The 12,837-nt window shown below is 40.8% G+C and carries 12 protein-coding genes; 4 read left to right on the top strand and 8 right to left on the bottom strand.

The features are described 5' to 3' along the window. Positions 1 to 137: 137 nt before the first annotated feature. Positions 138 to 929 carry a C39 family peptidase gene (locus tag ACTJKA_RS01995; RefSeq protein WP_057079009.1) on the top strand — a complete coding sequence of 264 codons (792 nt, stop codon included), beginning with the start codon at positions 138 to 140 and terminating at the stop codon, positions 927 to 929. A 31-nt stretch (positions 930 to 960) separates the two neighbouring features. Here the strand turns inward: ACTJKA_RS01995 and ACTJKA_RS01990 are convergent, their stop codons facing one another. From ACTJKA_RS01990 to hprK, 7 genes are all read right to left on the bottom strand, one after another. Then, positions 961 to 1,602 carry an NAD(P)-dependent oxidoreductase gene (locus ACTJKA_RS01990; protein WP_045033996.1) on the bottom strand — a complete coding sequence of 214 codons (642 nt, stop codon included), beginning with the start codon at positions 1,600 to 1,602 and terminating at the stop codon, positions 961 to 963. Positions 1,603 to 1,689: 87 nt separating this feature from the next. Next, the gene (locus ACTJKA_RS01985) at positions 1,690 to 2,118 is read right to left on the bottom strand and encodes an Rrf2 family transcriptional regulator (protein ID WP_003213266.1); all 429 of its coding nucleotides are present in this window, start codon (positions 2,116 to 2,118) and stop codon (positions 1,690 to 1,692) included. Between the two features lie 69 nt (positions 2,119 to 2,187). Continuing rightward, positions 2,188 to 2,706 carry an acyltransferase gene (locus ACTJKA_RS01980; protein WP_440607593.1) on the bottom strand — a complete coding sequence of 173 codons (519 nt, stop codon included), beginning with the start codon at positions 2,704 to 2,706 and terminating at the stop codon, positions 2,188 to 2,190. A 1-nt stretch (position 2,707) separates the two neighbouring features. Continuing rightward, complete coding sequence (gene ppaX, locus ACTJKA_RS01975) at positions 2,708 to 3,358, bottom strand: pyrophosphatase PpaX (RefSeq protein ID WP_007500058.1); 651 nt, start codon at positions 3,356 to 3,358, stop codon at positions 2,708 to 2,710. After that, the gene (locus ACTJKA_RS01970; protein WP_007500055.1) at positions 3,355 to 4,299 is read right to left on the bottom strand and encodes a nucleoside recognition domain-containing protein; all 945 of its coding nucleotides are present in this window, start codon (positions 4,297 to 4,299) and stop codon (positions 3,355 to 3,357) included. Before ACTJKA_RS01970 ends, ppaX begins: the two co-directional genes overlap by 4 nt. Before the next feature lie 16 nt (positions 4,300 to 4,315). Continuing rightward, entirely contained in the window at positions 4,316 to 5,140 is an 825-nt protein-coding gene (gene lgt / locus ACTJKA_RS01965; RefSeq protein WP_148779749.1) for a prolipoprotein diacylglyceryl transferase, read from the bottom strand. An 11-nt stretch (positions 5,141 to 5,151) separates the two neighbouring features. Continuing rightward, positions 5,152 to 6,084 (bottom strand): HPr(Ser) kinase/phosphatase, encoded by a 933-nt coding sequence (gene hprK, locus ACTJKA_RS01960; RefSeq protein ID WP_003212943.1) that lies wholly within the window; start codon positions 6,082 to 6,084, stop codon positions 5,152 to 5,154. A gap of 176 nt (positions 6,085 to 6,260) precedes the next feature. On the opposite strand from hprK, the gene nagA reads away from it, so the two are divergent. The 3 genes from nagA to ACTJKA_RS01945 are packed head-to-tail and all read left to right on the top strand — an operon-like array spanning position 6,261 to position 8,920. Then, positions 6,261 to 7,451 carry an N-acetylglucosamine-6-phosphate deacetylase gene (gene nagA / locus ACTJKA_RS01955; RefSeq protein ID WP_035701539.1) on the top strand — a complete coding sequence of 397 codons (1,191 nt, stop codon included), beginning with the start codon at positions 6,261 to 6,263 and terminating at the stop codon, positions 7,449 to 7,451. Next, positions 7,451 to 8,176 carry a glucosamine-6-phosphate deaminase gene (nagB, locus tag ACTJKA_RS01950; protein ID WP_046527618.1) on the top strand — a complete coding sequence of 242 codons (726 nt, stop codon included), beginning with the start codon at positions 7,451 to 7,453 and terminating at the stop codon, positions 8,174 to 8,176. The genes nagA and nagB overlap by 1 nt, the downstream gene beginning before the upstream one ends. An 18-nt stretch (positions 8,177 to 8,194) precedes the next feature. After that, positions 8,195 to 8,920, top strand: coding sequence for a GntR family transcriptional regulator (locus ACTJKA_RS01945; protein WP_056702884.1), 726 nt, complete (start codon positions 8,195 to 8,197; stop codon positions 8,918 to 8,920). A gap of 26 nt (positions 8,921 to 8,946) precedes the next feature. On the opposite strand, the gene ACTJKA_RS01940 is transcribed toward ACTJKA_RS01945, so the two are convergent. Further along, positions 8,947 to 12,801 carry a metallophosphoesterase gene (locus ACTJKA_RS01940; protein WP_265153779.1) on the bottom strand — a complete coding sequence of 1,285 codons (3,855 nt, stop codon included), beginning with the start codon at positions 12,799 to 12,801 and terminating at the stop codon, positions 8,947 to 8,949. Positions 12,802 to 12,837 lie beyond the last annotated feature (36 nt).

Below are 12,837 nucleotides of genomic sequence, written 5' to 3'. Positions count from 1 at the left end.
TCATTTTTATTTTCCCCTTTTTTTCCTTAATCATTTGTTCATATATTACATTAAAATGACACCTAATCCTTTTTGATCTCTTTGCTTTAGGAACATGCTATAATACTTAAAAATATTGAATAACACAGGAGATTACAGTGAAATTCATCCAGACATTAATCTTAACTTTGTTGTGCGCATGTCTTGTTTATTTCGGCTTTATTTACGTTTCACAATTCGACCAAGTCAAGAAAACAACGTCACCGCAAGAAGCCAAAGAAAAAGAAAATGATACCGCACTAGCAGCAGAAGAAACACGTTCTACGAAGAAAACAGAAACGACACATTCTAGTTTAAAAGGAAATAAAAAAGCCATGGACGTCATCCTCTTTAATCAAATGGATGCACCAAAGCTTTATAACGGATGCGAAGTCACGAGCTTAGCCATGCTTCTTCATTACAGCGGCTATGAGCATATAACGAAAAACGCATTGGCAAACGAGATGAAGCGTATCCCACTCAATTATGAGAATGGCTTAAAAGGAGACCCTCATGACGGGTTTGTAGGCGATATGGAGAATGGGCCAGGTCTTGGTGTGTACCATGAACCCATTTATCAGCTTGCGAAAAAATATGCAGGTAATCAAGCGGTGGACTTGACCGGCAAGCCAGTTAAAAAAGCCATTTACCAATCACTTGAAAAAGGTTATCCTGTCTGGGTCATTACAACTTCGACCTTTGCCAAAACAGATAACATTGAAACATGGAATACACCAAATGGAAAAATAGATATCAGCTTTAATATGCATAGCGTGGTCATCACTGGCTACGACAAAGATCATGTCTACTTAAATAACCCTTACGGAGAGAAGAATCAAAAAGTCGATCGTGAACAGTTTGAGGATTCTTGGAAACAGATGGGTAGCCAGGCGATTATCATTAAAGCATAAAACCCCGCTAAATAGCGGGGTTTTTATATTCTTATTCTGCTTCAGAAACCACAGTAAAACGTTCTCCAACATGAGCAGCTTGTTCTATCTCATCGACAAGTGCAACGGCGTAGTCAGCATAACTCACATAGCTGTCACCCTTTGAATTGACGATAAGATGGTCTTTGCCTTTCACATAAGCACCTGTCCGTTTGCCTGCTGGATTAAAGAAGGCTGCTGGACTTAAAAATGTCCATTTTAATCCTTCGGTCTTTTGAAGATCTATTAAATTTTCTCCTTGGTGTGAAGCAGTAGCAAAGTATTCCTTTGGAAACTCCGGTGTGTCCATCAGTCTAGTTGTTTTGGCCTCATCTACAAATAAACTTCCAGCACCTCCCACAACGATTAAACGCGTTTCTGGTGTCTCTTTTAAGAGATGAATGAGTTTTTTCCCTGCTTCTACATGAAGGTGCTCTTGTCCCGCTGGTGCACCAAATGCGTTTACGATCACATCAAAACCTTTGACGTCTCCTGCCTCTAAGTGAAAAACATCCTTTTCTAAAACAGCTGCTGATGAATTGGTCACTTTTTGTGCATCTCGAACGATTGCCGTTACTTCGTGCCCTCTCGATTGAGCTTCTTTTAAAATGTGTTGTCCTGCTTTACCTGTTGCGCCAATGATTCCAATGTTCATGTAAATTCCTCCTACAATATAAGGTTATTTTGATCACTCAAGATGTAACCACAATAGTTACAACAGAGGTAAAAAAAATTGAATAGATCATCCAATTTTTTTGATTAAAACCTGCGTTAGTTCACTTAATTTAATCTCAGCAAGCACTTGCTCCATCGCACTTTGAGCACGGCACAAAATTAATTCTAGTACAGCTTGAATATTGGCACCGATCGGACAGTCAGGGTTTGGGCTTTCATGAATTTGAAACAACTCTCCCTCATCCACAACTTCAACCGCTTTATACACATCGAGCAGTGTGATGTCATCCTCACTTCGGTTCAATTGAGAACCGCCTTTGCCAAGACTCGTTGAGATTAGGCCTGCTTTTTTGAGCTTACTCATGATACGGCGAATCACCACTGGATTTGTATTGACACTTCCTGCGATATCCTCCGATGTCTGTAAAGAACCTTTTTCAAGTGATAGCAAGGCCAGAATATGGACAGCGACAGTAAATCTGCTGCTGATTTTCATGTTTTCTCACCTCTGTTGTAATCATTATAGTTACACCATGTTAGAATGTCAACAAAAAAGTCTGCCGAGCTACTCAGCAGACGAAGATTGACGTGCTTCCATTTCCTCTTTCGTATAAATCATCCGCATTGGATTACCTCCAACAAAGGAGCCTGCCGGAACATCTTTGTTCACAAGAGTTCCTGCCGATACAATCGCACCATCACCAATTGTCACTCCAGGTAGGATCGTTGAATTTGCTCCAATTAACACTTCATTACCAATATAGACTTCCCCAAGCCTATACTCTTTAATCAAATACTCATGGGACAGAATGGTTGTGTTATAGCCAATCACACTATTTCGACCGACAGTGATTTTCTCAGGAAACATGAGATCGACCATCACCATTAAAGCAAACGCCGTATCCTCCCCGACTTTCATTCGAAGGAAGATGCGATAAATCCAATTTTTCATTCCCATAAAAGGCGTATACCTTGCCAGTTGAATAAAGATAAAGTTTTTTACAACCTTGAGAAAGGGGACCGTTCGATAGACTTGTCTAAGCGAATTGACCCCTTTGACAGGATAACGATCTGTTTTTCTCAACTTAATCAGCTCCAACAATCGCCAAGAGATCACTCATTTTCTGCAGCATATAATCTGGGCGATGCTTTAACAGGGCTTCTTCTCCCTTAATAGACCAAGCAACACCTGCTGTTTTCGTCCCTGCCGCTTGACCAGATAAAATATCGTGATAATTATCACCAACCATGATCGCCTCATGCGGATCACTGCCGAGCTTGGATAATGCCAGTTGAACTGGTTCTGGATGCGGCTTTTCATTTTGTACATCATCAAGTGTGACAATGACCTCAAAAAATGGCTCCAACCCAGTCAGCTTTAATCCCATTAAGACCGTATCACGGATTTTTGTTGTCACAATTCCGAGCTTAAATCCCTGATCCTGAAGAATTTTCAACGTGTCTAACACCGTCTCATACTCTGTCACAAGCAGATCATGCTGTTCATGATTAAACGTTCGATACATCTGGATCATATCATCTGTCAGATTCGGATCCATTGCAGAGAATGTATCAAATAATGATGGACCAATGAAATGAAGGATATCCTCACGGCTGTACTGACCAGGGTAATAATGATCAAGCGTATGTTGAAATGAAGCAATAATTAATTCATTTGTATTGATTAATGTGCCATCTAAATCAAATAGCACTGTGTTAATAGTTGATTGGTTCATATAGCTTCCTTTCTAACAGCTGCATGTTCCCGCCTCCGCCAAATATAGCTGATGGCAGCTGTCAATAAAATAGCAGAAATAAGGCGAATAAGAAGAAGCGGCCATACTGGAATACCTAATGGAATGAAAATGAGTGTATCTTCAACCACCGCATGACACGCCACAAGGAAAATGAAAGCAAGCGTTAAATCCTTTTTGCTGACACCGTCCTCTTCCACTGCCTTCATCATGACGCCTGCCCCGTAGGCAAGACCAATGGTTAAACCAGCCACCATCGTCATAGACGTATTTTCTTTCATTCCAAGCATTCTCGTAAAAGGAGACAGCCACTTAGACAGCGTATGGAGCCACCCTAAGTCTCTCATGAATTGAATGATGATCATGAGAGGAATGACAATACAAGCCAGCTGCAGCACACCAAGAACAGCTTTCTGTAAAGCAAGAAGTACGATCATATACCAGCTAGAAGGCACATCAGCCGACTGAGCAGCTGTCAGCAAACCATATTGCGCCGGCTCCTCGCCTCCCTGCCAAACGAGATGAATGACAATTGCTGACACGACGGCAAGACTGATTCTGACTAGCAAAATGATAGACACCCGCAGCCCAACCTTCGCCGCCACTGTTGATTCGATGATCAAGTTGTGACAAAAAGAGAGCATGACCGCTAAAATGAACACTTCCTTCACAGGCAGCTCTAATGTCAAGATGGCTGCAATACCCGCATACAAGTTCAGCATATTTCCTAAAACAAGCGGAATGGCCGCTTCCCCTGAAAGACCAAACAGACCCATAAATGGACGGATGAATTGTATCATCCAATCCATCACAGGTGTATGCTGCAAGATACTAACGAGAATGGTAACCGGAAAAATGACTTTTCCAAGTGTCCAAGTTGTCGATAACCCTGCTTTCAAGCCGTTTTTCCATGTCTCCCTCATCTTTTATCCCCCTTGCTTAATTTGATGAGTTGTTCTCTTTATACGGTATAGATGCATATCCTTTGATTCTTCTAAACACAATCAACAAGATAGCTACTGCAAATATAGCAATTGAAATCATCTGTGCAATTCGAAGATGCTCAGTCAGCATTAAGCTGTCTGTTCTCATTCCTTCAATGAAGAAACGACCGATTGAATACCAGATTAAATAAGACAAGAACATTTCGCCTCGACGCAATGATGTTCTACGTAATAAGATTAATATCAAAACGCCTGCGATATTCCATAATGATTCATATAAGAACGTAGGGTGATAGTAGGTCCCGTCAATGTACATCTGATTAATAATAAACTCAGGCAGGTGCAAACTTTCTAAAAAGGCTCTTGAAACAGCCTCACCATGCGCTTCCTGATTAATAAAGTTCCCCCAGCGCCCTATGGCTTGCCCTAGTAAAATACTAGGCGCTGCGACATCGGCGATTTTCCAAAAGGACACCTTCCTCACTTTAGTAAATACAATCGCTGTCAGCACCGCCCCTATCAGTCCACCATGTATGGCAATTCCGCCATTCCAAATCTTGATGATTTCATTTGGGTGCTGCTGATAATAATCCCATTCAAAGGATACATAATAAATTCGTGCACAAATAATGGCGATAGGTATGGCAAATAAGATGAGATCAATAAACATATCTTTATTGATGCCTCTTTTTTCACACTCCCTTAATGCGAGCCAGAGTCCAAGCAGCGCTCCGACCCCAATAATCACACCATACCAATGAACCGAAATAGGTCCGAGCTGAAAAGCAATCGGATCAATTGGTTGAATTGCTTCATTCATATAGACAGCTCCTATTCATCCTGGCCATTGTCTTCAATGACATCGGCAAGTTTACTTGTAAATTGTTCCGCTGCATTATGTCCCATTCGTTTCAATCTGAAGTTCATAGCAGCTACCTCGATGATGACCGCTAAATTTCGTCCCGGACGTACAGGGATGGTCAGCTTGGGTACATCTGTATCGATGATCCGCATTTTTTCTTCCTCAAGTCCTAAACGGTCATACTGTTTGCCTTGTTCCCAAAGCTCAAGGTTCATAACAATCGTAATTCTCTTATAGCTTCTGACAGCGCCCGCTCCAAATAAGGTCATCACATTAATAATGCCTAATCCACGGATTTCTAGAAGGTGCTCAATCAGCTCTGGTGCGCTTCCAACTAACGTATCCTGATCCTCTTGCCTGATTTCCACGCAATCGTCTGCAACCAGCCTGTGTCCTCTCTTCACCAATTCTAAAGCCGTTTCACTTTTTCCTACGCCACTTTTTCCAATTAACAGTACACCTACACCATATACATCTACGAGTACGCCATGAATCGCAGTCGTTGGTGCAAGCTTGCTTTCTAAGAAGTTCGTTAATCGACTCGAAAGTCTTGTCGTTTTTAAGCTTGAGCGTAAAACCGGCACTCCATTTTCATTTGAAGCTTCGATCAATTCCTTTGGTACTTCACGATCTCGTGACAAAATGATGGCAGGGGTAATATCTGTACAAAGAGACATCATTCTCTGCTTTCGTTCGCGTTCTGGGAGCTGTTCAAAAAAAGAAAGCTCTGTCTTCCCTAAAAGTTGAACTCTTTCTTTTGGGTAATATGTAAAATATCCAGCCATTTCAATACCTGGTCTGGAAAGGTCACTGATTGTAATGGGACGATTAATCCCTTCTTCCCCACTTACCAGTTCAAGATGAAATTGTTCCATTATGTCCTTCGTACGAACTTTCGGCACGCTTCTTCCTCCTTTTATCACAGGCGTTTCAGAAATACAGCTCTATTTTATCACTTTCAATGATGAACCCAAAACAGTATTTTATCCTGATCCTGTTTCAACACATTTACTGGTATAGACAACTATACTTAAAAAAGGTAAACTGAATCTAACGACGAGAATAAGGGGGCACAATCATGAGCAGTTCTTTATTGCTCTCCAATATTCATATTGTGACAAAGACAGAAATCATTAAAAACGGTTTTGTCGGTTTACGCGATGGCAAGATCGACTATATTTCAACATCACCGCCGACAGGAAATTATGAAAAAGTATATATTTCCCGGGAAAACTTTTATTTACTCCCCGGAATGATTGATATTCACATCCATGGGGGATATGGTGCAGATATGATGGATGCGACACCAGAAGCCATGAATACGCTTGCTGATCACTTACCCGCAGAAGGAACGACAAGCTTTTTAGCAACAACCATTACACAAAATCATCAAGAGATTGAGCAAGCACTTAAAAATGTCGCACAGTGGAGACCCTATAATGAAAAGCAAGCTGGAAGGCAGGCACAATGTTTAGGCATTCATCTAGAAGGTCCTTTTATTTCTAAAGATAAAGCTGGAGCGCAGCCTGCCCAATGGATTACACAGGCTAACCTTCCTCTTTTTGAGAAATGGCTGAGTGCATCTGATCAGCTGATTCGAATTGTCACTTTTGCACCTGAGGAAGATACTGATTTTGCATTTCTTTCCCTGCTAAAAGAAAAAAATATCATTCCTTCTATTGGACATACAAATGCTCCTCATGACATGATTGAACTAGCAGCAAAGCACGGTGCGCGTCATGTCACGCATCTTTATAATGCGATGAGTTCATTTCAGCATCGTGAGCCAAATGTTGCAGGGGCTGCGCTTACAAACGAAAAGCTTTTGACTGAGCTGATTACAGATGGCATTCATTCACATCCTCTTTCCGTAAAGCTTGCGTATTTGGCTAAGGGAAGTGAACGTTTGATCATGATTACAGACTCAATGCGTGCAAAAGGACTTGGAGAGGGAACCTACGAATTTGGCGGACAGACTGTGACAGTCAGCGGTGAAAAAGCATTGCTAGCAGATGGAACACTTGCAGGATCGATTTTACAAATGAAAGATGGGGTCAAACGTATGAGACAGATCACACAATGTGGATGGACAGAAATTGCTCAAATGACCTCAACAAATGCAGCCACTCAGCTCGGGATCGATCATCAGCTCGGTTCGATCGAAGTTGGAAAACTGGCAGACTTGGTCATTTGGGATGAATCTGGCGAACTCATGATGACGATCTGCCATGGACAAATCGTTTATGAAAAAAAGGAGGCCACACACTGATGAACATCATCGAATTTGCAGATAAAGATCAATTAGGAAAAGCAGCAGCTGCTTTCATTGCACGTACCATTGAATCAAAAACAGATGCAGTTCTCGGTCTGGCAACTGGCGGTACACCAATTGACACTTATAAAGAGTTAATTCAGTTGCATCAAACAGAACAATTGTCTTTCAAACAAGCAAGAACAGTGAATCTGGATGAGTACGTGGGAATTGATCCAAATCATGAAAATAGTTATATGACTTACATGAAGCGACATTTATTTGACCATATTGATCTCCCGTCAGATCAATATTTCCTTCCCAATGGTGCTGCTTCTCACTTGGAAGAAGAGTGCTTAAGGTATGATCAGCTCATTGAAGATTTAGGGGGCATTGATCTTCAGCTACTTGGTATCGGACAAAATGGACATATCGGGTTTAATGAACCTGGTACTCCCTTCGACTCAAAGACGCATGTCGTCCAATTAGATGAACACACTCGCCAGGCCAATGCAAGATACTTTTCTTCTATTGATGAGGTACCTACACATGCCATTACAATGGGAATTGCAAGCATTCTTTCAAGCAAAAAAATTCTCCTTCTCGCATCAGGAAAATCAAAAGCGGACGTGATACAATATTTAGAACGAACAGAGATTCACCCAGACTTCCCTGCATCTGCTCTAAAACTTCATGAAGATGTGACGATTTTTATTGATCGAGAAGCTGGTTCACTACGCTAAACACGAGAGGATTTTCACATGTTTATTGATAAGCAGTCACCTATCCCCATGTACCATCAGATTATGGAGAACTTGAAAAAGCAGATTGAGGATGGAACGTTAGCACCTGATACACTCATTCCTTCTGAAAGAGAATATGCCGAACGCTTTGGTATTAGCCGAATGACTGTCAGACAAGCCTTATCGAACCTTGTGAACGAAGGATATTTATACCGGCAAAAAGGAAAAGGAACATTTGTTAGCCGAAAGAAGTTTGAACAACCGCTTCAGGGCTTAACAAGCTTTACAGAAGATATGCGTCAACGTGGGTTCAACGCTTCAAGTCAGTTGATTGATTTCAAAAAAGTCGCATGCCCAGAGCACTTGCTGCAATCATTACAGCTGTCGAACAGTGAAGATGTTTATGAATTAAAACGAATCCGCCTTGCAAACAATGAACCAATGGCTATTGAAACGAGTTATATACCTGAAAAATTTGCTGGCGAGCTCACAAAGGACCATTTAACTGGATCTTTATATGAATATATAGAAACGAACACAGGTCTAACCATTGCCCATGCCAAGCAGGAGCTTGAAGCCAATGTTGCTTCAAAGGAAGAAGCTGACCTGCTGTCTATTTCTTTAGGGGACCCTGTCCTCTCCATTGTAAGAACAACTTATTTTCAAAATGACCTTCCATTCGAGTATGTCATATCCGTTTATAGAGGGGATCGATACAAGCTCACTCACACAATGGAAAGATAAAACTGTGCTCCTGAAAGCACAGTTTTTTATTTCCTAAGAAATGTTGATTGATCATCATTTTTTGTATGAATTTTCCATATAGGCGAGATCGCTTTCCCTTCGAAACGGTCTTTTGCGACAGTGTACCAATAATATTCTTGATTTGGCTTTAACCCTTTCCATTCAAAGGTTGCTTTTTTACCACTTTTCACACCTTTGACTTCTCCAAGAAGAACGTTTGTGTAGACATTCAATTCAAAATAATTGGTTTTAACGGATTTCATTTTAGGTGTTAAATCGACATCAATTGAAAATTCATCTTGATCTCCATACGTTTTTGGATCATAAAAATGTTCTTGATTCAAGTAGGGTGAGTATGTGGTGAAATGAAGCTGATTTTTTTCTTGATCCGCAGTGATCAGCCGCATAAAACCTTGACCGCCTTCAGGACCTGACTGGTAATCTGCAAGGATTTGATATACTTTTCTGTCCACTTTTCCATCATGATCATCGTCAATCTCATCTACTTTTCGACTGGCTCCGTGGTAGTGGCCACTAAATACTGCGACAATATTCGGGTGACGCTTTACCACTTGATGGAAGATCAAATCTCCAATTGGGCTTCGATTGCCGCTCACTAACAAATACTCATGGAAATTTAAAATGACAATGCGATCTGGATGTTCAGAAATGACTCGATTTAACCAGTCAATCTCATTTTGCTTAATCCCCCAGCCCATATACACCATCATATAATCATTGCCACCAGTAGAGATAAGATCATAATGACCTCGATTGTTTTGATAGGATTCACCGTAATACGGCTTGTCTTCAAAGCGTTTCGCTCCAAAGTATCTCCCATATTCCCTATAATGGCCGTCTTTGTGTCTGACATCATGATTACCAGCTAATACACCGTAAGGAATCTGATGCTGATCTAACACACGCATAAATGTATCGGCACGATTCCACTGCTTATCCTTTGAATCATCCACAATATCACCTGTATGGAACACATATTGAATATTTAATGGGTCCCTTTGATCTCTGATCCACTCGACCATTTTTTTGAAGATATGAGGATAACTTCTGGCATAATATTGAGTATCAGACATCCACACCATCTTATAAGGCTTTAACGCCTTACTGATTTCATCTTGTACAAGCAAATCAAACGTTTGATTTTTCATATACTGTCTGACTGACAGCAGCCCTTTCAGGTAAAATTCCTTTTCATCCTTGGCAAAGTGATGAGTGATTTTATCCCACTTTTCTTGCTGATGATTCCAAGCGTACATCGTTACCTTTCTCCCTGATAATGAGCTTCCTTTCCATACAGCCTCGACTACATCCTTTTCACGTACATCGTGATGAACCTTGATTTGAAAGCGATGATAAGGAAAATGCTGTAGATCTTTCGTTTCCACTGATTTACCATCAGCAAATGCAATGCGATTTCTTTCTCGATCAGAAAAAATCATTTCCCCTGTTTCATTTAAATGTTTTGGCGGCTCTGTTTCCGCTGCATATTTGAAAATCTTCATGGACGGATGCAGCGATGTATATTGATAGGCACGGTAAAAGGAGTAATCTAACTGATCATTAGTAGGATCATTGGTTAGCACTGTTTGCTTAGATGATTCCTTTTTTGTCCTATCTGACACTCTCTCTGGCGTTTCAGGGTGTTCATGTACCGTCTTAAAAACCTTTTTCAAAGTTGATTTGTTTCCAGCGGCATCTTTTGCTTTTATCTTCAATGTGTGCTCCCCAGGTTCTAATTCGCTAGAGGACGTCTGATAAGGCAAAGAGATCTGTTTTCCATCTAAATATGCCTTCATCTCCGCTATGTCACTCCAACGATCCGTCACCTTTGCCTTTAACGTAAAGACGCCTTTATATTGGTCATTTGCCTGTATATTACTCTTGATTTTCGGACCCGTGTTATCGACTTTCACACGTACAGATTGAGATTCGTCTGCGGTTTTAGCCTGAACAACATGTACTCCTTCTTTCAGCCTTCTTGTATCCCACTGAATATAGCTTGAAGCATATGCTTGCTTCGGGATTTGAAACTGAAATGCTCTTACCTTCTTAGCGCTGCCACCGTCGCCCATTTTCCATTCCTCATGCTGGCTCGCATTTAGAGGCAGAATTTGAGTTCCATTCGATAAAATCATCTGGACATTTTTCAATTCAAAATCATCGTGATTTTCTCCAGGAAATCGGTCAAACGGCGATGACTTTGTCCCAGCATGGAATGATATCGTTTGTGGATCTGCCTTTTCTAAGTGTTTTTCTGGTATTGGTATCGTATAGGTGCGATACACTTTTGTCGAATCATCAAAAATGGAAAGTAAGTGCTTACCTATAGACACACCATTCTTAAAATATAAATTTGTCCCTTTGACATCAAATGCAAGATATGGATCTGCTTCAAGTGCAGGGAATACTTGTCGAATCGGTTTCCCATCTATCATTAATTGTATGCTTTTTTTCTGATCTGCTGTTGCTTTTAAGTGAAATACGCCAGAAACCGTATCTCCTTCTTCTACATTCAATCGAAGGCCGTGAGCTTTGCTTACTTGTTCTACATCAATTGTTTTTTTCATTGTCATTGCTTGATTTTCGCCGTCAGACGCTTCAATCTGATATTCCAATCGATCTTTACCAATGAGCTCAGGTGAATAAATAATATAGTGAAACAGCCGATCATTATGATCCTTTTGAAGCAACACCTCTTTAAAATCTTCATGACGATTGGTCCGATATCGCAATTTGACCGTTTTGACGGACTGATCATCCTGCACATCTGCCCTCATTTCAATGCCTTCAGTTGGTTTTATCGGTTGATTGTCTGTCATATCTTCGATCACAGGTTTATGAACATCTTGTGATATTTCTTTTTTTTCAGTTGGAATTTGTGCTTTTAACACTTTTCCGGGTGTTGGCTCTTCCTCCACTTTCGAGATCAGCTTCATTTGTGTCGTACCATCCATTGGATACTTGAACAGTAACGATCTGTGCTCGCTAAACAATGAAGGCTTTAAACGATAGGATGCCGACGATACCTCTTCTCCTATATTTGTTGTGATAGAAACAAGACGAGATTTAGAATTGGACAATCCTTTACTCTCAATGACCGATAGATGCTCGCCCTCTTTTAAATGGCTTTTGTACATCGCATTAAAGTCCGCTACCGTTAAATGCTCCTGCCCTTTTTTTCTAAGCCAAAATACGTACGGCTTTCCAGGAGAAATGGTGATAGGACTTGTGTGGAATGAATATATATCATCCATCTCCACGCCTTGTGATGGATTGCGATAGCGAAGCTGGTAATGTCGAAGTGAAATGGGTGCATGAGTTGTGTTATACACCTCGATGAATTCAAAAGCATCCTTGCCTTTGCGGTTTTTTGAATTCACGACGATTTCTGTCATCAATAGCTCAGGAATTTGTGAGAGATCCTCTTCAAATCCGTTTAAGTGAACTGCTTGTTCGGTTGTTTTGATGACAGACTTCTGCGTCAGGAATTCTGTATAGTAATGAACTGTTGGATTCCACAATTGATCTGTCGGGATTTTCGCTGTGAATTCTGGTTTCATCCCCGGCAATCGTTCCATTGGGATCAATCGATATCCTAGTTCATCACTCTGTTTATAGTACAAGTTTGCAGACAAAATTTGCTCTGACTGACTAATAGATGCCCGAAATTGAAGATCACGTTTTTTTCCTTGAACCGGACGGACATCTACTTGAAATTGATCAAAGATAAAAGGTGAAAAGGGCTTATTTCGTATGTTCACTTGTGTTTGTGTTAAAGATCCTGCTGAAGCAGGCTGACTGAAACAAAAAAGAATGCTCAAAAAAAGCAAAAGAATGATTTGTCTGCTCACATTCACCATCGTGCACCGCCTCCCTTCGGATATTGTGTCTCCTGA

Source organism: Bacillus sp. 22190, from assembly GCF_052045575.1.
GTDB classification, from domain to species: domain Bacteria; phylum Bacillota; class Bacilli; order Bacillales; family Bacillaceae; genus Bacillus; species Bacillus altitudinis.
Note: the sequence above shows the minus strand (reverse complement) of the source record. Positions and strands in the feature narration are given on the sequence as shown.